Origin of the sequence: Agromyces italicus DSM 16388 (assembly GCF_000421545.1) — a bacterium.
GTDB lineage: Bacteria > Actinomycetota > Actinomycetes > Actinomycetales > Microbacteriaceae > Agromyces > Agromyces italicus.
Genome location: NZ_ATXF01000008.1, coordinates 71566 through 94238 on the forward strand (window position 1 = coordinate 71566; position 22673 = coordinate 94238).

A 22673-nucleotide genomic window follows, 5' to 3' on the forward strand; every position below is an offset into this window, starting at 1 on the left:
GACCTGCCTCCTCGGTGACCGAGCGGGAGCGTGGTTCGCGTGAGAGCACTGCTGACCGCCGGAGCGTTGTCGCTCGCCTTCACGCTGTTCCTGACCCCGCTGTTCATCCGCCTGTTCACGCGGATCGGCTGGGGCCAGTTCATCCGCGACGACGGGCCGCAGAGCCATCACGTCAAGCGGGGCACGCCCACCATGGGCGGCATCATCTTCATCCTCGGCACCCTGTTCGGCTACTTCGTCGCCACGCTGCTCGTCTCGAACGAGAAGCCGACGGCCTCGGGCCTGCTGGTGCTGTTCATGATGGTCGGCCTCGGTCTGGTGGGCTTCGTCGACGACTTCCTGAAGACCCGGAAGAAGCAGAGCCTCGGGCTCGGCGGCTGGGCGAAGGTCGCCGGGCAGGTGATCGTCGCGGCGCTGTTCGCCCTGCTCGCGCTGCAGTTCCCGAACGACCGGGGCGTGACACCGGCGAACACCAAGATCTCGTTCATCCGCGATCTGCCGCTCGACTTCATGGTGTTCGGCACATTCTTCGGCATCATCCTCTACGTCATCTGGATCTGCCTGATCGCCGCGTCGACCTCGAACGGCGTCAACGTGACCGACGGGCTCGATGGCCTCGCCGGCGGTGCGTCGATCCTCGCGATCGGCTCATTCGTGTTCATCGGCTTCTGGCAGTTCAACCAGGCGTGCGGTGCCATCGGGCTGAACCCGAGCGACGAGTACCGCTGCTACAACGTGCGCGACCCGCTCGACATCGCGATCGTCTCTGCGGCGATCGTCGGCGGCCTCATCGGCTTCCTCTGGTGGAACACGAACCCGGCGAAGATCTACATGGGCGACACGGGCTCGCTCGGGCTCGGCGGCGCGCTGGCCGCCCTCGCCGTCGTGAGCCACACCGAGCTCCTCGTCATCATCATCGGCGGGCTCTTCGTCATCGAGACCGGTTCGGTCATCCTGCAGCGGGCCTACTTCAAGGTGACGCACGGCAAGCGCATCTTCCTGATGAGCCCGATCCACCACCACTTCGAGCTGAAGGGGTGGGCGGAGGTCACGATCGTCGTGCGCTTCTGGATCATCGCCGGTCTCTTCGTCGCCGCGGGCGTCGGCGCGTTCTACTTCGAATGGCTGCAGAGCTGATGGCGGATGCCTCGGCGCAGGCCCCCGATCGTCTCGACGCCCTCACGAGCTGGAACGCCGACTGGCGCGGGCTGAAGGTCGCCGTGCTCGGGGTCGGCGTCACCGGCTTCGCCGTGGCCGACACCCTCACCGAGCTCGGCGCCGACGTGCTCGTGGTCGCGCCCGAGGTCGATGAGGATCGCGCGCGAATCCTCGAGCTGATCGGCGCGAAGCTTCTCCGCCACGCCCTCGACGTCGTGCCCGCCGAGCTCGAGGGCTTCGCGCCCGAAGTCGTCGTGGTGTCGCCGGGGTTCCACCCCGACCACCCGGTGCTCGAGTGGGCGGGGCGCGAGGGCATCGCGGTCTGGGGCGACATCGAGCTGGCCTGGCGCGTGCGCGACAAGGTGAACGCCGCCGAGTGGATCCTCGTCACGGGCACGAACGGCAAGACGACGACCGTGCAGATGACGGCGACCTTCCTCGCGGCGAACGGACTGCGGGCGGCGCCGTGCGGCAACATCGGCGTGCCGGTGCTCGACGCCGTGCGCGACCCGGGCGGCTTCGACGTGCTCGTCGTCGAGCTCTCGAGCTACCAGCTGCACCATCTGCCGACCGTGGGCGCCGGCGCCCTGCATCCGTGGGCGAGCGTCGTGCTCAACATCGCCGACGACCACCTCGACTGGCACGGCTCCTTCGCGGCCTACCGCGCGGCCAAGGCGAAGGTGTACGAGAACACGCAGCACGCCTGCGTCTTCAATCGCGCCGACGAGGCGACGCGCCGCATGGTCGAGGACGCCGAGGTCGAGGAGGGCGCCAGGGCGATCGGCTTCGGCCTCGACGTGCCCGGGCCGAGCGACTTCGGCGTGGTCGAGGGCATCCTCGCCGATCGCGCCTACCTCGACGACCGGCGGAACGCCGCCCTCGAGATCACGACGCTGGTCGAGCTCGAACCGCGCGGGCTCGACGCGCCGCACGTCGTGGCGAACATCCTGGCCGCCTCGGCGCTCGCGCGCTCGTTCGGAGTCCCGGTCGGCGTCATCCACGATGCGCTGAACGACTTCAGGCTCGATGCGCATCGCATCGAGACCGTCGCCGTCGCCGGCGGCGTCCGCTGGATCGACGACTCGAAGGCCACGAACCCGCACGCCGCCGAGGCGTCGCTCAGGGCCTTCGGCCGCGTCGTCTGGATCGTGGGCGGGCTGCTCAAGGGCGTCGACGCCGATGCGCTCGTCGCGGCCCACATCGGGCGACTTCGCGCGGCGATCGTGATCGGGGTCGATCGCGAACTCCTCGTCGCGGCGTTCCGCCGACACGCGCCCGGGCTGCCCCTCTTCGAGGTGATCGCCGACGACACTGAACAGGTGATGCCCGAGGCGGTCGCGCTGGCCGCATCGGTCGCCGCAGAGGGCGACACCGTGCTCCTCGCGCCGGCTGCGGCGTCGATGGACCAGTTCGCCGACTACGGCGATCGAGGCCGGCGGTTCCACGAGGCGGTCAGAACGATGCTGGGAGGTGAGGCGGATGGCGACTCCGCCCCGCTCGACCGGTCGCCAGAAGGCTGACCCCGAGGGCGTCTCAGCCGCCCGCATCCGGCTCGGACGCGTCTTCCGCGTCGAGTCGGCCGACTACTTCCTGCTGCTCGGCACGACGCTCTTCCTCGTGGTCCTCGGCCTCGTCATGGTGCTGTCGTCGTCGCTCGTCGAGTCGTTCCTCGAAGACGGGGGTCTGCTCGACCAGGCGATCCGGCAGGGGGTCTTCGCGATCATCGGCATCCCCGCGATGCTCATCGCGAGCCGCATGCCCGAGAAGTTCTGGATGCGCATCGCGTGGCCCGCGCTCATCATCACGTGCATCCCGCAGCTACTCGTGGTCGCCACCGACCTCGGCATCGAGGACGGCGGCAACACGAACTGGCTGCGCATCGGCCCCGTGCAGTTCCAGCCCTCGGAGTTCATCAAGGTCGCGCTCGTCATCTGGCTCGGGCTCATCGTCACGAAGAAGCAGGATAAGCTGGGCGACTTCACGCACGGCGTGCTGCCCATCCTGCTCGTCGGCGGCGGTGCGATCGGCCTGGTGCTCCTCGGCGGCGACCTCGGCACCGTCATGATCATGGGGGCGATGCTGCTCGGTGCGCTCTTCCTGATCGGGGTCCGGCTGCGACTGCTCCTGCTGCCCATCGTGGTCGCGGTCGTGGGCTTCGTCATCGTCGCGTTCTCGAGCGAGAACCGGATGCGGCGCATCATGTCGTTCGTCGACTCGAACTGCGACACGGGCTCGGCCGACACCCTGAACTCGTGCTGGCAGGTGATGCACGGCACGTACGCGCTCGCGAACGGCGGCGTCTTCGGTGTCGGCCTCGGCAACTCCGCGGCGAAGTGGTCGTGGCTGCCGGCCGCCGACAACGACTTCATCTTCGCCATCATCGGCGAGGAGCTCGGCCTCATCGGCGCGATCGTCGTCATCGGGCTGTTCGTGCTGCTCGCGGTCGCGTTCGCCCGGGTGCTCCGCAGTTCGCGCACGATGTTCGCGAAGACCGTCACCGCGGCGGTGATGGTGTGGGTCATCGGCCAGGCCTGTGTCAATATCGGAGTCGTGCTCGGAGTCTTCCCCGTCCTCGGTGTCCCGCTGCCGCTCGTCTCGGCCGGCGGCACCGCCCTCTTGACCACCCTCGTCGCGATCGGCGTCGTGCTCTCGGTCGCGCGCGACCCCGAGGCGCCCGCGCGGGCCGCGGCGCGTATCGCAGCACGCAAGGCGCGGGCGTCGGAGCGTGCGTCGCGATGAGCGTCTACCTCCTCGCCGGCGGCGGCACCGCCGGCCATGTGAACCCGTTGCTCGCCGTCGCTGATCGACTTCGCGAACGAGACGCCGACGCCGAGGTGCTCGTGCTGGGCACGGCCGAGGGGCTCGAGGCGCGGCTCGTGCCCGCGCGCGGCTACGAGCTCCTGACGATCGCGAAGGTGCCGTTCCCACGGCGTCCGAACCGCGCCGCGCTGGCCTTCCCGTCGCGCTTCCGCGGCTCCATCGGCGATGTGACGCGTATCATCTCCGAACGCGGCGTCGACACCGTCGTCGGCTTCGGCGGCTACGTCTCCACCCCCGCCTATCTCGCCGCGCGCCGGGCCGGCATCCCCGTTGTTATCCACGAGGCGAACGCGAAACCCGGTATGGCGAACCGGCTCGGCGCCCGCTGGGCGGCGGCGGTCGGCGTCGCCTTCGAGGGCACGCCGCTGCCGCGCGCCGAGGTCGTCGGCATGCCGCTCCGGCGCGAGATCGAGACGCTCGATCGCGCGCTGCTCCGCGCCGAGGCCGCGGAGTTCTTCGGCCTCGATCCCGAGCGCCCGGTGCTGCTCGCGACGGGCGGTTCGCTCGGTGCGCGCCGCATCAACCGCACGATGGTCGACAGCGCTCGAGCGATCACGGGCGCCGGTTGGCAGGTGCTTCACATCACGGGGGCGAAGTCCGAGGTCGACGACCCGGGCATCGCCGACTACCGCATGATCGAGTACGCCGACCGCATGGACCTCGCCCTGGCGGTCGCCGACCTCGCGGTCTCCCGCGCCGGCGCCGCGACCGTCAGTGAGCTCGCCGCACTCGGGCTTCCTGCGGTGTACGTGCCGTACCCGGTCGGCAACGGCGAGCAGCGGTTCAACGCGGCCGGCGTGGTCGAGGCCGGCGGCGGCCTCCTCGTCGACGACGCTGCGTTCATCCCGGAGTGGGTCGATGCCGAACTCGTTCCGCTCCTCGCCGACGCCGACCGCGTCGCCGCGATGGCGGAGGCCGCAGCGACGGCGGGCGTGCGCGACGGCACCGCCCGCATGGTCGCGCTCATCGACGCGGCCCGCGGCGGGGGAGCCGCGCACCCCGCCTGAGGCGCGTAACGTGGAGCGTGGGGATTGTCCACGCATCCGACCCTCGAACATCCCCGCAGACTTCGCGCGACGACCCGACCGACCAGCACCGAGGAAGAGCACCCGAACGTGACCATCAAGCCCGATCTCTCGATCCAGATCCCCGCCGAACTCGGCGCCGTGCATTTCGTCGGCATCGGGGGCTCGGGCATGAGCGGCATCGCACGGCTGTTCCTCCATGCCGGACACCGGGTGACGGGCTCAGATGCGCGCGATTCGGCGAACATCGCCGCCCTCCGGGAACTCGGCGCCGAGATCCACCTCGGCCATGCAGCCGAGCACCTCGGCGACGCCGAGGCGGTCGTGGTCACGGGTGCGCTGTGGCAGGACAATCCCGAGTACCGGCTCGCGCTCGAGCGCGGCCTCCCGGTGCTGCACCGCTCGCAGGCGCTCGCCTGGCTGGTCTCTGGGCAGCGCCTCGTCTCCGTCGCTGGCGCGCACGGCAAGACCACCTCCACGGGCATGATCGTCACCGGCCTCCTCGCCCAGGGCGCCGACCCGAGCTTCGTCAACGGCGGGGTGATCGAGGGCCTCGGCGTCTCCTCCGCGGCGGGCTCCGACGAGCTCTTCGTCGTCGAGGCCGACGAATCCGACGGCTCATTCCTGCTCTACGACACCGCGATCGCGCTCATCACGAACGTCGACCCCGATCACCTCGACCACTACGGCTCGCGCGAGGCCTTCGAACAGGCCTTCGTCGACTTCGCCGACGGCGCGAGCGAGCTCGTCGTCGTCTCCTCCGACGACGCGGGCGCCAAGCGGGTCGCCGCGCGACTGTCGCACCAGAACGTCGTCACCTTCGGTGAGGCGGCGGATGCCACGGTGCGGGTCCACTCCATCCAGACCGACGGTCCCGTGGCCTTCACGATCGCCTACGAGGGCGTCGACCACCGCGCGCAGCTGCTCGTGCCGGGAACGCACAACGCGATCAACGCGGCCGGTGCGTTCGCCGTGCTGGTCGGCCTCGGCTTCGACCCCGCGGCATCCCTCGCCGGGATCGCCCGCTTCGCAGGCACCGGCCGCCGGTTCGAGCTGCACGGCGTCGTCGGCGGTGTGAGCGTCTACGACGACTACGCGCACCACCCGACCGAGGTGGCTGCGGCCCTCGCGGCGGCGCGCACGGTCGTGGGCGAGGGGCGCATCATCGCGGTCCACCAGCCGCACACCTACAGCCGCACGCAGGCGTTCGCGAAGGAGTTCGCCGAGGTGCTCGAGGAGTTCGCCGACGAGACGGTCGTGCTCGACGTCTACGGTGCGCGGGAGGACCCGGTGCCGGGCGTCACCGGCGAGCTCGTGAGCGAGCGGTTCGGTGACCCCTCGCACGTCGCCTTCGTTCCCGACTGGCAGGAGGCGGCCGACCACACTGCGCGCATCGCTCGCGAGGGCGACTTCGTGATCACACTCGGTTGCGGCGACGTGTACCGCATCGTGCCCCAGCTGCTCGGCTCGCTCGAGCGGGAGCGCGGATGACGGTGGGCCGTTCGTGAAGCGGCCCCAGGGCTTCGAGGCACGGCCGCCCCGGCGGATTCTGCCCGGCGGACGGGCCTCCTCCGAGGTTTCGCCGACGGCGGCCGTACCAGGCCGACGGGGCCGGGAGGCCGGCGGCGTCGCCGATCGGGTGACCACCGAGCCGATCGCCGTCGTGGGCGGGGCGGAGGCCCCGCACGCGTCGCGCGATCTTCAGGAGACGGTGCCGCTCGGTGACCTCCGCCGGGAGCTCGTCGGAGGGGGATCGAAGGGCTCGGCCGTGCCCGACCTCGTCGCCCGCCCCGATCATGCGGGCGACGCGAAGAGCGCCCGCCGGGGGGTGGCCGCGGCCGAGCGCGAGCGGCGCCGCTACGAGAGGCAGGAGGTGCGACGCTTCACGAAGCGCTCGCGCCGACGTCGACTCGTCTGGTCGGTGGTCGGCGGAGCGCTGGCGCTCCTCGTCGTCGTCGTCGTGGGCGGTGCGTACTCGCCGCTGATGGCGTTGCGCGAGGTGCGCGTCGAGGGTGCCGCGCGCATTCCGGCCGAACAGATCGTCGCAGCCTTCGAGGGTGAGCTCGGCACGCCGTTGCCGCTCGTCACGCGTGACGACGTGCACCGTGCTCTCGCCGACTTCAGCCTCATCGAGACGTATTCGACCGAGACGATCCCGCCCGGAACCCTCGTCGTGCGTATCGTGGAGCGGACGCCGGTCGGCGTCATCGAGACCGACCGTGGTCTCGAGCTCGTCGACGGTGCGGGGGTCGTCATCGACCGACTCGATGCCCGCCCCGACGGGCAGCCGCTCATCGAGACGCCGGGCGGCATCGCGTCCGACGGGTTCAGGGCGGTCGCGGCGACCGTCAGGAGCCTCCCGGCCGAGATCCGGGCGCTGCTCGTCGGCGCCTCGGCCGAGACGGCCGACGACGTGCGGCTCGAGCTCGCCGGGGGAGTGCCGGTGGTGTGGGGCGGGGCGGGCGATTCGGCGACGAAGGCGGCGGTGCTCGCACGCCTCATGGCGGTCGCGCCGCCCGACACGGTGTCGGGGTACGACGTCTCCTCGCCCGAGAGCGCCGTCACGTACTGACCCGCCCGGCCCCGTGCGGTGCGCGACGGGTTATCTCGGCCGTCGGATCGCGACACGCCGAGCCCGCCTTGCGCGGCGCGCGCGGTGCGCCTCGTACCGTCATCACAGGAATTGCATACTCAGCAAAACTTTAACCTTCGACTAGAGGTTCAGGGTTCAGAGTTCGCACGGAAGGCCGGACATGTCGACAAACCAGAACTACCTCGCCGTCATCAAGGTGGTCGGTATCGGCGGCGGCGGCGTCAACGCCGTCAACCGCATGATCGAGCTCGGCCTCCGCGGAGTCGAATTCATCGCGATCAACACCGACGCCCAGGCACTGCTCATGAGCGATGCCGACGTCAAGCTCGACGTCGGGCGCGACCTCACCAGAGGGCTCGGCGCCGGCGCCGACCCGGAGGTCGGTCGACGCGCCGCCGAAGACCACGCCGAGGAGATCGAGGAGGCGCTCGCCGGCGCCGACATGGTCTTCGTCACCGCCGGTGAGGGCGGTGGCACGGGCACCGGCGGCGCGCCCGTCGTCGCCCGCATCGCGAAGTCGATCGGTGCGCTCACCATCGGTGTCGTCACGAAACCCTTCGGCTTCGAGGGCAAGCGCCGCCAGACCCAGGCCGAGCAGGGCGTCGCGCGCCTGAAGGAAGAGGTCGACACCCTCATCGTCGTGCCGAACGACCGCCTTCTCGAGATCAGCGACCGCGGCATCTCGATGCTCGAGGCGTTCGCGACCGCCGACCAGGTGCTGCTCGCCGGTGTGCAGGGCATCACCGACCTCATCACCACGCCCGGCCTCATCAACCTCGACTTCGCCGACGTGAAGTCGGTCATGCAGGGTGCAGGTTCGGCCCTCATGGGCATCGGCTCCTCGCGCGGGGCGGATCGCTCGATCAAGGCGGCCGAACTCGCGGTCGCGAGTCCGCTGCTCGAGGCGTCGATCGACGGCGCCCACGGCGTGCTCCTCTCGATCCAGGGCGGATCGAACCTCGGCATCTTCGAGATCAACGACGCGGCCAGGCTCGTGCAGGAGGCCGTGCACCCCGAGGCGAACATCATCTTCGGCGCCGTCATCGACGACACGCTGGGTGACGAGGTTCGCGTCACGGTCATCGCCGCAGGGTTCGACGGCGGAGAGCCCAACGCGAAGCCGGTCGAGGCGCGTCGCACGAACTTCATCCCCGCGGCGGCCGCCGCGGTGGGTGCGGGCGTCGGCGGCACCGGATCGCTCGGCGATGCGCTCGGCGGCGACGTCGCCGAGGTCATCGCCGAGATCGACATCGACGAGCTCGTCGAGACCGCGAACTGGGGCGAGGCGCAGAGCTCGAGCGCCGACCAGATCGTCACCGACCCGGCCTTCGACGACAGCGATGACGACCTCGACATCCCCGACTTCCTGAAGTGAGCGGGCTCGGCTACCGCCTTGCGGCCGTGCAGGCGGGCATCGCGGATGCCGCGAGCGACGCCGGCCGCGAGGCATCCGAGATCACGACCATCGTCGTCACGAAGTTCCACCCGGCCTCGCTCGTGCGCGAGCTCGCCGCGCACGGCGTGCGCGATGTCGGCGAGAATCGGCATCAGGAGGCGCAGGCGAAGGCCGCGGAGCTCGACGAGCTCGGGCTCCGCTGGCACTTCATCGGGCAGTTGCAGAGCAAGAAGGCGAAGCAGGTGCGGGCGTACGCCACGGCGATCCACTCGGTCGACCGACCCGCCCTCGTCGACGCGCTGCGTTCCGACGAGGCATCCGTCGACTGCTTCGTGCAGGTGAACCTCACCGACGATCCAGGCAGGGGCGGTGTCGCACCCGGCGAGCTCGACGCGCTCGTCGAGCGGGTGCTCGGCACGCCCGGCTTGACGCTCCGCGGACTGATGGCGGTCGCGCCGCTCGACGAGCCGGCGCGGCCGGCGTTCGCCCGGGTGCGCGAACTCTCGGAACGGGTCGTGCGGCTCGCGCCAGAGGCGAGCGCCCTGTCCATGGGGATGTCCCACGACTTTCGCGACGCGATTCTGGAGGGTGCGACACACCTCAGGATCGGCAGCGCAATCACCGGGAATCGGCCGGCCGCCGGTTAACCTCGAAGAGACGGAACACAGACGGAGGCATCGATGTCGAACCCGCTCAAGAAGACCATGGTCTACCTCGGACTCGCCGATGAGGAGCTCGAGCACGACGCGCCCAACGCGCCGGCCCAGGCCGCAGCGGCGCCCGCCCCGGTCGTCCACGCCGCCCCGGCTCCCGCACCGAAGACCGGCGCCGCGGTGACCCCGCTGCGCAAGCACCACGTCCAACCGAGCACCCCGCAGGCGGAGATGAACGAGATCCTGACCGTCCACCCGCGTCAGTACCGTGACGCGCAGGTCATCGCAGAGTCCTTCCGTGAGGGCGTGCCGGTGATCATCAACCTCTCGCAGATGTCCGATGCCGACGCCCGGCGTCTCATCGACTTCGCGAGCGGCCTCTCGCAGGGGCTCTACGGCAAGATCGAGCGGGTCACGAGCAAGGTGTTCCTGCTCTCGCCGGCGCACGTGGTCGTCTCGGGGGAGACGGGCGATGCGGAGGGCGACGTCGAGGCGTCGTTCTTCACGCACGCGTAGCCGCCCGTGGGCGCGCTGCTCGTCGTCTGGAACCTCCTGTACGCACTCCTCCTCATCTACTTCTTCGTGATGTGGGGGCGTTTCGTCCTCGATCTCGTGCGGACGTTCAATCGCTCGTGGCGTCCGAGGGGCTTCTGGCTCATCGTCGTCGAGCTCGTGTACAGCATCACCGATCCTCCGGTGAAGTTCTTCCGGCGGATCCTCCCCCCGATCCGCATCGGGCAGGTGGCACTCGATCTCGGGTGGAGCCTCGCGATGCTGGTCGTCATCCTCGCCATGACCATCGTGTCGGGGCTGGCCGCGGCAGCCGCCGCCGGCTGAGCATCTCCTGCGATCGTGACAAGCCGAGACGATCGGCGCTCACGACTCCCAGGCGGTGTTTGCTACCGTTAGCAGAACGTGATCGAAACGATCGAACAGATTTGAGGGTGGAAAGCCATGGCGCTAACTCCGGAAGATGTGGTCAACAAGCGCTTCCAGGCGACGAAGTTCCGGGAGGGCTACGACCAGGACGAGGTCGATGACTTCCTCGACGAGGTCGTCGTCGAACTGCGTCGGCTGAATCAGGAGAACGACGAGCTGCGCCAGCGCGTGGCGTCGGCCGAAGCCCGTGCCTCGGAGGCCGCGCAGGCGCCGGCCGCCGCTGCGCCGGCACCCGCTGCGGTGTACACGGAGCCGGCTGCGCCGCCCCCCACCGTCGCCGTGCCGACGCAGGTACCCGTCGTGCAGTCCGAGCTCGACGAGCAGACCTCGACCACGAACCTCCTGCAGCTCGCCCGTCGTCTCCACGAGGAGCACGTGCGCGAGGGCATCGAGAAGCGCGATGCCCTCATCGCCGAGGGTCACGCCACCGCCGCGCGCGTCGTCGCCGAGGCTGAGGCCAAGCAGCGCCAGCAGATGGGCATCCTCGACCAGGAGCGCGTCGCACTCGAGAAGCGCGTCGACGAGCTGCGCACCTTCGAACGCGACTACCGCGCGAAGCTGAAGAGCTACATCGAGGGCCAGCTGCGCGACCTCGACACCGCCGCCCCCGTGCAGGTGTCGGGCAACCAGGGCTTCTCGGCTCCCGCCGAGCAGCCGACACCGACCTTCCAGGGCTTTGGCGGCTGAGCCGGCCGCGAAGGTCGGCACCACCACCGCCCTGCTGGTCCTGGCCGGCGCCGCGATCGCGGCGTACGGCCTCGACCAGTTGAGCAAGTACCTCGTCGTCTCGAACCTCACCGAAGGTGAGATCGTGCCGGTGCTCGGCTCAGTGCTCCAGTGGCAGTTCGTGCGCAACCCCGGCGCGGCATTCTCGCTCGCGAGCGGCATGACGTGGATCTTCACGATCCTCGCCGCGGGCGTCATCACGTTCATCATCTGGTTCGCCCGGCGCATCCGCTCGGTCGCGTGGGCGCTCGTCTTCGGGCTGCTGCTCGGGGGCGTGCTCGGCAACCTGACCGATCGGCTCTTCCGAGAGCCGAGCTTCGGGCTGGGCCACGTGATCGACTTCATCTCGACGCCGTGGATGCTCCCGGCGATCTACAACGTCGCCGACATCGCGATCGTGTCGAGCATGGTGCTGTTCATGATCCTGACGATCCGCGGCATCGGACTTGACGGATCGCGCGAAGTGCGCCCTCCGAAGGACGCAACGGATGCCGCCTCGCCGGCGTCGTCCGACGACGCCCCCGAGGCGCCCCGGCTTCCGGCCGCCGACGCGCCGCGCGCGCACGAAGCCTGATGGAGCACCGTTCGTTCCCCGTTCCCGACGGGCTCGACGGCGTGCGGGTCGACGCAGGGCTCGCGAAACTCCTCGGCTTCTCACGGACCTTCGCCGCGGAGATCGCCTCGGCCGGGGGCGTCCGCGTCGACGGCGCGACGGTCGACAAGTCCGACCGGCTGCGCGCCGGCGGCTGGCTCGAGGTGAGCTGGGAGCCGCCGCGCACCCTCGCGATCGAGCCGATCGCGGTGCCCGAACTCGGCATCGTGCACGACGACGACGACCTCGTGGTGGTCGACAAGCCGGCGGGGGTCGCCGCGCACCCCTCGCTCGGCTGGACGGGACCGACGGTCGTCGGCGCCCTCGCGGCGGCGGGGTTCCGCATCTCGACCTCGGGCGCACCCGAACGGCAGGGCGTCGTGCACCGCCTCGACGCGGGCACGAGCGGCCTCATGGTCGTCGCGAAGTCCGAACGCGCGTACACCGAGTTGAAGCGGCAGTTCCACGACCGCGAGGTCGAGAAGATCTATCACACGGTGGTGCAGGGGCACCCTGATCCGCTCGCGGGCACGATCGACGCACCCGTCGGGCGTCACCCGCGTTCCGAATGGAAGTTCGCGGTGACGGCCGACGGCAAGCACGCCGTCACGCACTACGAGACGCTCGAGGCGTTCCCGTACGCGTCGCTGCTCGAGGTGCACCTCGAGACGGGGCGCACGCACCAGATCCGGGTGCACATGGCCGCGCAGCGGCACCCGTGCGCGGGCGACGCCATGTACGGCGCCGACCCGACGCTGTCCGAGCGGCTGGGCCTCACCCGCCAGTGGCTGCACGCGCACGAGCTCTCGCTCACGCACCCCGGCACCGGGCAGTGGACGACCTTCGTCTCCGACTACCCCGACGATCTCGCGCACGCACTCGAACTGCTGCGCGGCGACTGAGGCCGATCGCCCGGGTCGGGCGCGAATCGGCTCCGACGTGGGCGGCTCGCCCTAGACTCGAAGACACCCCAGTACCACCCCGCAGCATCCGAAGAGGAGCCCCGTGGCCGCCGATTCATTCGTCCACCTGCACGTGCATTCCGAGTACTCGATGCTCGACGGAGCGGCCCGGGTGGGCGAGCTGATCAAGGCCGCGCAGGGCGAGGGAATGCCGGCCGTCGCGGTCACCGATCACGGCAACGTCTTCGGCGCCTACGATTTCTGGAAGCAGGCGACCGACGCCGGCATCAAGCCGATCATCGGCACCGAGGCCTACATCACTCCCGGTACCGCGCGCGGCGACAAGACCCGGGTGCGATGGGGCAACGGTGGCGGCGACGACGTCTCGGGTTCGGGCGCGTACACGCACATGACCCTGCTCTCCGAGACGACCGAGGGCATGCACAACCTCTTCCGGCTCTCGAGCCGTGCGTCGATCGAGGGCTACTACTTCAAGCCGCGCATGGACCGCGAACTGCTCTCGACCTACTCGAAGGGCCTCATCGCGACGACGGGCTGCCCGTCTGGCGAGGTGCAGACGCGCCTCAGGCTCGGCCAGTACGACGAGGCGGTGAAGGCGGCGGCCGACTTCCGCGACATCTTCGGCAAAGAGAACTACTTCGCCGAGATCATGGACCACGGTCTCGGCATCGAACGCCGGATCATGGACGATCTGCATCGACTCGCGAAAGACCTCGGTCTGCCGCTCGTCGCGACGAACGACCTGCATTACACGCATGCCGACGATGCGAAGAGCCACGCGGCGCTGCTGTGCGTGCAGTCGGGTTCGACGCTCGACGACCCGAACCGTTTCAAGTTCGACGCCGACGACTTCTACCTGAAGACCGCGGCCGAGATGCGGCACGTCTTCCGCGATCACCCCGAAGCGTGCGACAACACGCTGCTGATCGCCGAGCGCTGCGACGTGCAGTTCAACACCAATGCCAACTACATGCCCCGCTTCCCGGTGCCGCCCGGCGAGAGCGAAGAGACCTGGTTCGTGAAGGAGGTCGACCGGGGGCTCGCGGTGCGCTACCCGGGGGGCATCCCCGCCGAGGTGCGCAAGCAGGCCGACTACGAGGTCGGCGTCATCCTGCAGATGGGCTTCCCCGGGTACTTCCTCGTCGTCGCCGACTTCATCAACTGGTCGAAGGAGCACGGCATCCGCGTCGGGCCAGGCCGTGGCTCGGGTGCCGGGTCGATGGCGGCGTACGCGATGAAGATCACCGACCTCGACCCGCTTCAGCACGGGCTCATCTTCGAGCGGTTCCTGAACCCCGATCGCGTCTCGATGCCCGACTTCGACGTCGACTTCGACGAGCGCCGTCGCGGCGAGGTCATCAAGTACGTGACCGAGAAGTACGGCGAGGAGCGCGTCGCGCAGATCGTCACCTACGGCACCATCAAGGCGAAGCAGGCGCTGAAAGACTCCGGGCGCGTGCTCGGGTTCCCGTTCTCGATGGGTGAGAAGCTCACGAAGGCGATGCCGCCCGCCGTCATGGGCAAGGACATCCCGCTCACCGGCATCTTCGACAAGAACCACCCGCGCTACAAAGAGGCCGGCGACATCCGTGCGATCGTCGAGACCGACCCCGAGGCCCGTACCGTCTTCGACACGGCGCTCGGCCTCGAGAACCTGAAGCGGCAGTGGGGCGTGCACGCGGCCGGCGTCATCATGTCGAGCGACCCGCTGATCGACATCATCCCGATCATGAAGCGCGAGCAAGACGGCCAGATCGTCACGCAGTTCGACTACCCGGCGTGCGAGTCGCTCGGCCTCATCAAGATGGACTTCCTGGGGCTGCGCAACCTCACGATCATCGACGACGCGCTCGACAACATCGAGGCGAACCGCGGGTTCCGCCCGGTGCTCGAAGACCTCGCGCTCGACGACCCCGAGGCGTACGCGCTGCTCTCGCGCGGCGACACGCTCGGCGTGTTCCAGCTCGACGGCGGGCCGATGCGCGCCCTCCTGCGGCTCATGAAGCCCGACAACTTCGAAGACATCTCGGCCGTCATCGCGCTGTACCGGCCCGGCCCGATGGGCGCGAACTCGCACACGAACTACGCGCTGCGCAAGAACGGTCTCCAAGAGATCACGCCGATCCACCCCGAGTTCGCGGAGTCGCTCAGAGACATCCTCGACACGAGCTACGGCCTCATCATCTACCAGGAGCAGGTCATGGCGATCGCCCAGCGCGTCGCCGGGTTCTCGCTCGGCCAGGCCGACATCCTGCGGCGCGCTATGGGCAAGAAGAAGAAGTCCGAGCTCGACAAGCAGTACGCCGGCTTCTCCGACGGAATGAAGGCGAACGGGTACTCCGAGGAGGCGATCGGCAAGCTCTGGGAGATCCTGCTGCCGTTCTCCGACTACGCGTTCAACAAGGCCCACTCGGCGGCGTACGGAGTGCTCAGCTACTGGACGGCGTACCTCAAGGCGCATTTCCCGGCCGAGTACATGGCGGCCCTGCTCACGAGTGTCGGCGATGCACGCGACAAGCTCGCCCTCTACCTCAACGAGTGCCGCCGCATGGGCATCAAGGTGCTGCCGCCCGACGTCAACGAGTCGATCGGCTTCTTCGCCGCCGTCGGCGACGACATCCGGTTCGGCCTCGGTGCGGTGCGGAACGTCGGCTTCAACGTCGTCGACGCGATCCGCGGCGCGCGCGAGAAAGAGGGGCGATTCGAGTCGTTCCACGACTTCCTGAAGAAGTCGCCGCTGCAGGTCGCCAACAAGCGCACCGTCGAGTCACTCGTCAAGGCGGGGGCGTTCGACTCGATGGGCGACACTCGGCGAGCGCTCATGGAGGCGCACGAGGCCGCCGTCGACGGCGTCGTCGCGACCAAGCGCGTCGAGGCGACCGGTCAGGCGGGCTTCGACTTCGACGACCTCTTCGACGAGGGCGAGCAGGCGCAGACGTCGTCACAGGTCGCACCGCGGCCCGAGTGGCCGAAGAAGCAGAAGCTCGCGTTCGAGCGCGAGATGCTGGGCCTGTACGTCTCCGAGCACCCGCTCGACGGGCTCGAGGCGCCCCTGGCCAAGCACGCCTCGTCCTCGATCCTCGACCTGACGACCTCCGACTCAACGCAAGACGGCGACACCGTCACCGTCGCGGGCCTCGTCACGAGCGTGCAGCACCGCATCGCGAAGTCGTCGGGCAACCAGTACGGCATGATCCAGGTCGAGGACTTCTCGGGCGAGATCACCGTCATGTTCATGGGCAAGGCGTATCAGGAGTTCGCCCCTGGGCTGCAAGCGGACACCATCGCCGTCGTGCGCGGCAGGGTCAGCATGCGCGACGACGGCATGAACCTCCACGCCCACAGCGTCTTCACCCCCGACCTCGGCCAAGACGACGATGCCGGACTGGTGCGGATCTCATTGCCCGACCAGCGTGCGACTCCCGAACTCACCGAAGCCCTCAAAGAGATCCTGATCCGCCATCGTGGCGAGACCGAGGTCCGATTGACCCTGACCAGGGGGCGCGTCGGCCGCGTGTTCGAGATGCACCAGTACCCCGTGAAGGTGACGGCCGACTTCTACGGCGAGCTCAAGAGCCTGCTCGGCCCGAACTGCCTCGTGTGACGCCGTCCCGCAGCGCGGCGGGCACCGCTCGGTAGTCTGGAGCCACCATGCTGCGAACGATCGACCTCCGCGGAACCCGCCCATCGACGAGTGAGCTGCTCGCGCTCGTGCCCCGAGCTGCGACCGACGTGTCGGCCGCTCTCGAGCCGGCGCGCGCGCTCATCGAGGCCGTCCGCGAGCACGGCGAGTCGGCTCTCCTGGAGCAGGCCGAGCGCTTCGACCGGGTGGTTCCGCCGTATGTGCGGGTGCCCGCCGACGAGCTCGCCGGCGCGCGCGACAGCCTCGCGCCGGGGGTCCGGGCGGCGGCCGAACGCACGATCGAGCGCGTCCGTGCCGCGAGTGCGGCCCAGGTGCCCGCCCCGCGGCGCACCGAGCTGGGTGCCGGTGCCGTCGTCGAACAGCGCTGGCAGCCGGTCGGCAGGGTCGGCCTGTACGTTCCCGGCGGCAAGGCCGTCTACCCCTCGAGCGTCGTCATGAACGTGGTGCCCGCGCAGGCAGCCGGCGTGGCGTCGATCGCGCTCGCCTCCCCGCCGCAGGCGGAGTTCGGCGGGCGGGTTCACCCGACGATCGCGGGCGTGGCCGCACTGCTCGGCGTCACCGAGGTCTACGCGATGGGTGGGGCGGGTGCGATCGGTGCCTTCGCCTACGGCGTGCCGGGTCTCGGCCTCGAGCCGGTGCAGCTCGTCACGGGCCCGGGAAACGTCTATGTGGCAGCGGCCAAGCGGGTCGTGCACGGGGTCACCGGCATCGACGCGGAGGCGGGACCGACCGACATCCTCGTCATCGCCGACGACGCGGCCGACGCCGATTTCGTGGCCGCCGACCTCATCAGCCAGGCCGAGCACGACGAGCTCGCCGCCGCGGTGCTCGTGACCGATTCGCCCGCGTTCGCCGAGCGCGTGCTGGGCCGCCTCGCCGCGCGATCGGCCGCGACGAAGCACGGCGACCGCGTGCACCAGTCGCTCACCGGCGCGCAGTCGGCGCTCGTCCTCGTCGACGACCTCGAGCAGGCGGCCGCGTTCGCGAACGCGTTCGGCCCCGAGCACCTCGAGATCCAGGTGCGCGACGCCGACGCCGTGCTCGCCCGCATCGAGAACGCGGGGGCGATCTTCATCGGCCCGTACTCGCCCGTGAGCCTCGGCGACTACGCGGCGGGCTCGAACCACGTGCTGCCGACGGGCGGCCAGGCCCGCTTCGCGCCGGGTCTCTCGGCGGCGACGTTCCTGCGGCCGCAGCAGGTCGTGCGCTACGACGAGGCCGCGCTGCGCGAGGTCGCACCGGTGATCGACGCCCTCTCGACCGAAGAAGACCTGCCGGCCCACGGCGAGGCGGTGACGGCGCGCTTCAGCGTCTGAGCGGCGTCATTGACCCCCAGCAGGGTCAGGTGTAGTTTCATCGGCATGGGGGGGGCATTCGAGACGACGGGTGTGGATCGGGTTCCTGGCGATCCTGTCGATCATGTTGGTGGGCGCGGGCGGGCAATTCGCACAACCAGCCGAAGCACATGACCTCCCGTATGGCTATTGGCAATGCACTCAGGCAATGAAACTTGCGTCTGCCCCGGTGCGCGTGGGCTTCACCAGCCTTCCGGTCGACGGTAGCGGCGACGGCGTCGTGAACAGCTTCCGCGACCGTGGCGCGGACGCGACCGCCCATCTATCCGTCGTATTGGCCGCCAACAACCCGACTGGTCGAGGCCTTCGATGGGTTGGACAGGCAAGTTCGTCCAACACCGCGAACATCGCCTTTCGCACGTCGACCACCCTCGCTCCGGGGGTACTGGCCTCGACGGGGGCGGCCGGTTGCACGACGATGCACGCGCCTATCAAGACCGCGTTCCCGGGCACTGTCTACATCGATATCGCGGTGCGTTCAGACTGGTTCACTCAGGACAATTCGCGCCGGGCGTACTGGGAAGGCTGCCCCTCTCGCGGCTATGTCCCCACCTACACATGCTCGAAAACGATTGACGCAGGTTCCGTGATGCTCCATGAGCTCGGGCATTCGATCGGTCTCGCGCACCCGTCGCAAACAGATGCTCACCTCGGTGGCGGGAACACCGCATTCACTATTGCAAAATGTGGAGTGGTGAACGACCAAGCGACGATGTGTCAGGCGGCAAACTCGGGGTCGCCGCAATATCGAACTCATCGCCGGACCCTAGACACGTGGGACACGACGAGTCTGGCCTTCCACTACTGAGAGTCTCGGAGGTGTGACGTGAGTACTGGCACACAGCGGACCGTGATCGTGGCGGTCGCCGTATCGGTCGCGATCGGGGCAACCGGTTGCGCCGCAGTCGGAACCGATGAGCCCGCTGGAGATGCAGGTGCGAGTGTCGCGCCCGAGTCATGCCCATTCATGATCGATCTCGAGTGGGACGGCCTCACGGGTGAAGCGAACAGCGCGGCAGCCATCCGTTCGATGGCCGAGTGGAACCGGGGGCAGAGCGCCCAGAAGGTCGCAACGCCTCCCGGAAGCGTGCCCGCCGGTGCTCAGGTCGAGTTGCTCGAGTCCGCCCTCGACGACGTCGCGGCCGCGGAGAAGGCACAAGCCGCGGAGGTATATGCGGATCGGTATCTTGAAACCGAGGCGGTGAGCGCGAGCGGGGTGACGCTCGGTCGCGTGACGACGGAGAAGTTCGCGGGCGGTTGGGTCGTCACGAATTTGACCTTCTTCGACACCGACCCCGCGCTCGGACTGTGCGATAGCGAGCCGACGACCGGGGAATGACGGCGCGCTTCGCCGCGGAGTGAGCCGCTCGCGCGCCGGTAGGCTGGGGACACCATGTACTGTCCCTTCTGCCGTCACCCCGATTCGCGCGTCATCGACTCCCGCACGAGCGACGACGGGCTGTCGATCCGCCGTCGCAGGCAGTGCCCCGAGTGCGGGCGCCGGTTCTCGACGACCGAGACGGCGAGCCTCGTCGTCATGAAGCGCTCGGGTGTCGTCGAGCCGTTCAGTCGCGAGAAGGTCGTGCTCGGCGTGAAGAAGGCGTGCCAGGGCCGCCCGGTCACCGATTCCGATCTCGCGGTGCTCGCGCAGAAGGTCGAGGAGACCATCCGTTCGACGGGAGCCTCGCAGATCGAGGCGAACGACATCGGCCTCGCGATCCTTCCGCCGCTGCGCGAGCTCGACGAGGTCGCGTACCTGCGCTTCGCGAGCGTCTACCAGGCGTTCGACTCGCTCGACGACTTCGAATCGGCGATCGAGCTGCTCCGCGCGGAGCACGGTCGACTGCCGGCCAGGCCGGTCGAGTGACGCAACGGGGTGCCGCGACCGGTACCCTGAATCCGGCATGTATCGACTCCTCTTCTCCGCGTTCCTCTCCAAGCTCGACCCCGAAGACGCGCACCACCTCGCATTCCGGGTGATCACGGCGCTTCCGACGTTCGGCGTCGGCCGGCTGGTCGAGCGCTTCACCGCGCCCGATCCCTCGCTCGCGGTCGATGCGCTGGGACTGAGATTCCCCTCGCCGTTCGGCGTCGCGGCCGGATTCGACAAAGACGGTTTCGCGGTGCTCGGCCTCGGCAACCTCGGCTTCGGTCATGTCGAGGTCGGCACGATCACGGCGATCGCGCAGCCGGGCAACGAGCGCCCGCGCCTGTTCCGCCTCGTGAAGGATCGCGCGCTCATCAACCGCATGGGCTTCAACAACGGCGGCGCGGATGCCGCGGCGGGACGCCTCTCACGGCTGTCGCGTCGCACGCATCGACCGGTGCTCGGCGTCAACATCGGCAAGAGCCGGGTCACCGCCGTCGAAGACGCGGTCGGCGACTACGAGCGCAGTGCGAAGCTGCTCGCGCCGTACGCCGACTACCTCGTGGTCAACGTCAGCTCGCCGAACACGCCGGGCCTGCGCGGCCTGCAAGAGCTCGATGCGCTCGCGCCGCTGCTCGCGGCCGTGCGCGCCGCGAGCGGCACGACCCCGCTGCTCGTGAAGATCGCGCCCGACCTCGACGACGCCGAGATCGTGCGCATCTGCGAGCTGGTGGTGCGCCTCGGTCTCGACGGACTCATCGCCACGAACACGACCATCTCGCGCGACGGGCTTCGCACCGAGGCATCCGCCGTCGAAGCGATCGGCGCAGGAGGCCTCTCGGGCGCGCCGCTCGCCGAGCGCTCGTTCGAGGTGCTGAAGCTCGTGCGGCGGCATGTGCCCGCCGAGCTCTGCGTGATCTCCGTCGGCGGCGTCGAGACGGCGGCCGACGTGCAAGACCGTCTCGACGCAGGGGCGACGCTCGTGCAGGGCTACTCGGCGTTCATCTACCTCGGCCCGCTGTGGGCGCGGCAGGTCAACCGCGGGCTCGCCGCGTTCCGGCGTACTCGTGCCGCGGCGGTCGCAGCGAAGTAGTCGGGGCCGCTCAGACGACGCCGACCTCGGCGAGCCGGTCGGCGATCGTCGACCCGTCGCTCGCGGAGACCCACGGAACCTCGGTGCCGTGCTCCTCCGCCTTCGTGCGACCACCCGCGAGCACCGCCTCGCCGGTCGAGAGGCGTCTGATCGCGACCGCCTCGACGCGGTCGGGGTGCTCGGCGGCGAACTGCGCGTAGAGCTCCTCGTCGTGCTGCCCGTCGTCGCCGATGAGGAGCCACCGCACGTTCGGGAATTCCTCGGCGAGGCGCCGCAGGTTCTCGTGCTTGTGATCGCGGCCGCTCCGGAACCAGCGGTCGTGCGTGGGGCCCCAGTCGGTGAGGAGCAGCGGGCCGGCCGGGTAGAGGTTTCGCGAGAGGAAACGCGTCAGGGTCGGCGCGACGTTCCAGGCGCCGGTCGAGAGATAGATCACGGGCGAGCCCGGGTGCGAACGCGCGAGGCGCTCGAAGAGCACGGCCATGCCCGGGGTCGGGATGCGGGCGTGCTCGTCGAGCACGAAGGTGTTCCAGGCCGCGACGAGCGGGCGGGGGAGTGCGGTCACCATGACCGTGTCGTCGACGTCGGAGATGATGCCGAACTCGACGTCGGGGCCGACGATGCGGATGGGCGCCTCGACGGGGTTCGCCCCCTCGGTGCTGAGCGTCGCGCGGTGCCAGCCCGGCTCGAGCGACACCGGCACCGTCGTGTCCACCACGCCGCCCCGATCGGCGAGCACTTCGATGCGTTCGCCGCCGATCTCGATGACCACGGGCATGTCGCCGACGGGCACGCTGGTGAAGCTGCGCCAGCCGCGAATGCCCTGGTCGCCGCGACGGCGGCGCCGCTTCGAGCCGTGGTCGGGGGTGATCGGCCTGTGGAGCAGCACTCGGCAGAACACGCGGACCCACTCGGTCGAGCCGTACCCGGTGTAGGGGACCACCGTCGGGATGTGTCCGCGACGACGGGCCCAGCGGGAGCGGATGTCGTGGATCCAGTCCTCGATGCGCGCGGCACGATGCCGGACCTGGCGCTCTCGAGATCCGGCCGGGGTGGGGGAGCTCGCCGGCATCCACTCAGTCTGTCATGCGAGCGGCCCGGGTCGCGAAACGGCCGCGAGCGGTACGGCGGGTTGTTCGACGCCCGGTAGAGTGGTCCGAGCAACTGAGGAGGTTCCGTGCCGAACATCGACCTGATCCTCGGGGCCGATCCGAGCCGGAGGCGCTCGGTACGCACCGAGCCGACGCAGCGTCGCTCCAGCCAGCGCCTCGACGCGCTGCTCGACGCCGCCGCCGAGATCGTCGACGAGTCGGGTTTCGAGCGGCTGACGACGCAGATGGTCGCCGAGCGGGCCGGAGCGTCGATCGGCACGGTGTACCGCTACTTCCCCGACCGTGTCGCCGTGCTGTACGCGCTCCGCGAGCGGTCGGTCCGCCGTTACCGCGAGCGCGTCGCCGACGAGATGGAGCGGGTCGAGCTCGAGTCCTGGTGGACGGTGCTCGACGTCGCACTCGAGGTCTGCGCGACGATGTACCGCGACGAGCCGGGCTTCACGGTCGTGCACGCGGCGCAGCGCGAACTCGCCGAGGGCGACATCGAGCCCGAGTTCGCCCATCGCATGGCGCGACTCATCGAGGCCGAGTTCGGCGCCGGCGCCGACCAGGACGAACTGCGGTTCCGCCTTGGTGTGGCGATGGAGATCGGCGACGCCCTCATCAGCCGCGCCTTCGAGCGCAGCGGCGAAGGCGATGAGCGCTACCTCGCGGAGGCGAAGCGCCTCGTGCACGACTACCTCGCAGAGCACCTCGGCGCGGTGGTGGCCGCCACCAGCGCCGCCTGAGCCGGCTCGCGACGCGCGGCGCCCTGCCGTTGCCCTGAGGCGCGATCGGTGTT

At 69.6% G+C, this 22673-nt stretch carries 21 protein-coding genes; 20 read left to right on the forward strand and 1 reads right to left on the reverse strand.

The window, feature by feature from the left end; translation table 11 throughout:
• Positions 1 to 39: 39 nt before the first annotated feature.
• From mraY to H516_RS0112925, 19 genes are all read left to right on the forward strand, one after another.
• Positions 40 to 1137: a phospho-N-acetylmuramoyl-pentapeptide-transferase gene (gene mraY / locus H516_RS0112840; protein ID WP_022890119.1), complete on the forward strand. Its 1098-nt coding sequence runs from the start codon at positions 40 to 42 to the stop codon at positions 1135 to 1137.
• Positions 1122 to 2678 (forward strand): UDP-N-acetylmuramoyl-L-alanine--D-glutamate ligase, encoded by a 1557-nt coding sequence (murD, locus tag H516_RS0112845; RefSeq protein WP_425393480.1) that lies wholly within the window; start codon positions 1122 to 1124, stop codon positions 2676 to 2678. The genes mraY and murD overlap by 16 nt, the downstream gene beginning before the upstream one ends.
• Positions 2638 to 3897: a putative lipid II flippase FtsW gene (ftsW, locus tag H516_RS20015; RefSeq protein WP_022890121.1), complete on the forward strand. Its 1260-nt coding sequence runs from the start codon at positions 2638 to 2640 to the stop codon at positions 3895 to 3897. The genes murD and ftsW overlap by 41 nt, the downstream gene beginning before the upstream one ends.
• Positions 3894 to 4985: an undecaprenyldiphospho-muramoylpentapeptide beta-N-acetylglucosaminyltransferase gene (gene murG / locus H516_RS0112855; RefSeq protein ID WP_022890122.1), complete on the forward strand. Its 1092-nt coding sequence runs from the start codon at positions 3894 to 3896 to the stop codon at positions 4983 to 4985. The genes ftsW and murG overlap by 4 nt, the downstream gene beginning before the upstream one ends.
• A gap of 108 nt (positions 4986 to 5093) precedes the next feature.
• On the forward strand, positions 5094 to 6494 hold the full coding sequence (gene murC / locus H516_RS0112860; protein ID WP_022890123.1) for a UDP-N-acetylmuramate--L-alanine ligase: 1401 nt from the start codon (positions 5094 to 5096) through the stop codon (positions 6492 to 6494).
• Positions 6495 to 6642: 148 nt separating this feature from the next.
• The gene (locus H516_RS20020; protein ID WP_022890124.1) at positions 6643 to 7575 is read left to right on the forward strand and encodes a cell division protein FtsQ/DivIB; all 933 of its coding nucleotides are present in this window, start codon (positions 6643 to 6645) and stop codon (positions 7573 to 7575) included.
• A gap of 181 nt (positions 7576 to 7756) precedes the next feature.
• Entirely contained in the window at positions 7757 to 8971 is a 1215-nt protein-coding gene (gene ftsZ / locus H516_RS0112870) for a cell division protein FtsZ (protein ID WP_022890125.1), read from the forward strand.
• Positions 8968 to 9639, forward strand: coding sequence for a YggS family pyridoxal phosphate-dependent enzyme (locus H516_RS0112875; protein ID WP_022890126.1), 672 nt, complete (start codon positions 8968 to 8970; stop codon positions 9637 to 9639). Before ftsZ ends, H516_RS0112875 begins: the two co-directional genes overlap by 4 nt.
• Positions 9640 to 9672: 33 nt before the next feature.
• Complete coding sequence (locus H516_RS0112880) at positions 9673 to 10161, forward strand: cell division protein SepF (RefSeq protein WP_022890127.1); 489 nt, start codon at positions 9673 to 9675, stop codon at positions 10159 to 10161.
• A gap of 6 nt (positions 10162 to 10167) precedes the next feature.
• A complete protein-coding gene (locus tag H516_RS0112885) occupies positions 10168 to 10482 on the forward strand; it encodes a YggT family protein (protein WP_022890128.1) in 315 nt (104 codons plus the stop codon).
• Between the two features lie 117 nt (positions 10483 to 10599).
• Positions 10600 to 11271 carry a DivIVA domain-containing protein gene (locus H516_RS20025; protein ID WP_022890129.1) on the forward strand — a complete coding sequence of 224 codons (672 nt, stop codon included), beginning with the start codon at positions 10600 to 10602 and terminating at the stop codon, positions 11269 to 11271.
• A complete protein-coding gene (gene lspA, locus H516_RS20030; protein WP_022890130.1) occupies positions 11261 to 11884 on the forward strand; it encodes a signal peptidase II in 624 nt (207 codons plus the stop codon). The genes H516_RS20025 and lspA overlap by 11 nt, the downstream gene beginning before the upstream one ends.
• Complete coding sequence (locus tag H516_RS0112900; RefSeq protein ID WP_022890131.1) at positions 11884 to 12804, forward strand: RluA family pseudouridine synthase; 921 nt, start codon at positions 11884 to 11886, stop codon at positions 12802 to 12804. The genes lspA and H516_RS0112900 overlap by 1 nt, the downstream gene beginning before the upstream one ends.
• A gap of 103 nt (positions 12805 to 12907) precedes the next feature.
• On the forward strand, positions 12908 to 16429 hold the full coding sequence (gene dnaE / locus H516_RS0112905) for a DNA polymerase III subunit alpha (protein WP_022890132.1): 3522 nt from the start codon (positions 12908 to 12910) through the stop codon (positions 16427 to 16429).
• Between the two features lie 47 nt (positions 16430 to 16476).
• Positions 16477 to 17784 carry a histidinol dehydrogenase gene (gene hisD, locus H516_RS0112910; protein ID WP_022890133.1) on the forward strand — a complete coding sequence of 436 codons (1308 nt, stop codon included), beginning with the start codon at positions 16477 to 16479 and terminating at the stop codon, positions 17782 to 17784.
• Positions 17785 to 17854: 70 nt separating this feature from the next.
• A complete protein-coding gene (locus H516_RS22200) occupies positions 17855 to 18631 on the forward strand; it encodes a zinc metalloprotease (protein ID WP_157432254.1) in 777 nt (258 codons plus the stop codon).
• Between the two features lie 222 nt (positions 18632 to 18853).
• Positions 18854 to 19162, forward strand: a complete 309-nt coding sequence (locus tag H516_RS0112915; protein ID WP_157432255.1) for a hypothetical protein — start codon at positions 18854 to 18856, stop codon at positions 19160 to 19162.
• A gap of 54 nt (positions 19163 to 19216) precedes the next feature.
• The gene (nrdR, locus tag H516_RS0112920) at positions 19217 to 19690 is read left to right on the forward strand and encodes a transcriptional regulator NrdR (protein WP_022890135.1); all 474 of its coding nucleotides are present in this window, start codon (positions 19217 to 19219) and stop codon (positions 19688 to 19690) included.
• A gap of 37 nt (positions 19691 to 19727) precedes the next feature.
• Positions 19728 to 20783: a quinone-dependent dihydroorotate dehydrogenase gene (locus H516_RS0112925; protein ID WP_022890136.1), complete on the forward strand. Its 1056-nt coding sequence runs from the start codon at positions 19728 to 19730 to the stop codon at positions 20781 to 20783.
• 10 nt (positions 20784 to 20793) lie between these two features.
• Here H516_RS0112925 and H516_RS0112930 read toward each other — a convergent pair whose 3' ends face one another.
• Positions 20794 to 21852 carry an App1 family protein phosphatidate phosphatase gene (locus tag H516_RS0112930; protein WP_022890137.1) on the reverse strand — a complete coding sequence of 353 codons (1059 nt, stop codon included), beginning with the start codon at positions 21850 to 21852 and terminating at the stop codon, positions 20794 to 20796.
• 105 nt (positions 21853 to 21957) lie between these two features.
• On the opposite strand from H516_RS0112930, the gene H516_RS20035 reads away from it, so the two are divergent.
• The gene (locus tag H516_RS20035) at positions 21958 to 22620 is read left to right on the forward strand and encodes a TetR/AcrR family transcriptional regulator (RefSeq protein WP_022890138.1); all 663 of its coding nucleotides are present in this window, start codon (positions 21958 to 21960) and stop codon (positions 22618 to 22620) included.
• Positions 22621 to 22673 lie beyond the last annotated feature (53 nt).

Excerpts from the sequence above, each read along its gene's own strand:
- murD (WP_425393480.1), top strand. The coding sequence starts at position 1,122 with ATGGCTGCAGAGCTGATGGCGGATGCCTCGGCGCAGGCCCCCGATCGT.
- ftsW (WP_022890121.1), top strand. The coding sequence starts at position 2,638 with ATGGCGACTCCGCCCCGCTCGACCGGTCGCCAGAAGGCTGACCCCGAG.
- murG (WP_022890122.1), top strand. The coding sequence starts at position 3,894 with ATGAGCGTCTACCTCCTCGCCGGCGGCGGCACCGCCGGCCATGTGAAC.
- ftsZ (WP_022890125.1), top strand. The coding sequence starts at position 7,757 with ATGTCGACAAACCAGAACTACCTCGCCGTCATCAAGGTGGTCGGTATC.
- H516_RS0112880 (WP_022890127.1), top strand. The coding sequence starts at position 9,673 with ATGTCGAACCCGCTCAAGAAGACCATGGTCTACCTCGGACTCGCCGAT.
- H516_RS20025 (WP_022890129.1), top strand. The coding sequence starts at position 10,600 with ATGGCGCTAACTCCGGAAGATGTGGTCAACAAGCGCTTCCAGGCGACG.
- H516_RS0112900 (WP_022890131.1), top strand. The coding sequence starts at position 11,884 with ATGGAGCACCGTTCGTTCCCCGTTCCCGACGGGCTCGACGGCGTGCGG.
- hisD (WP_022890133.1), top strand. The coding sequence starts at position 16,477 with ATGCTGCGAACGATCGACCTCCGCGGAACCCGCCCATCGACGAGTGAG.
- H516_RS0112915 (WP_157432255.1), top strand. The coding sequence starts at position 18,854 with ATGGCCGAGTGGAACCGGGGGCAGAGCGCCCAGAAGGTCGCAACGCCT.
- nrdR (WP_022890135.1), top strand. The coding sequence starts at position 19,217 with ATGTACTGTCCCTTCTGCCGTCACCCCGATTCGCGCGTCATCGACTCC.
- H516_RS0112925 (WP_022890136.1), top strand. The coding sequence starts at position 19,728 with ATGTATCGACTCCTCTTCTCCGCGTTCCTCTCCAAGCTCGACCCCGAA.
- H516_RS0112930 (WP_022890137.1), bottom strand. The coding sequence starts at position 21,852 with ATGCCGGCGAGCTCCCCCACCCCGGCCGGATCTCGAGAGCGCCAGGTC.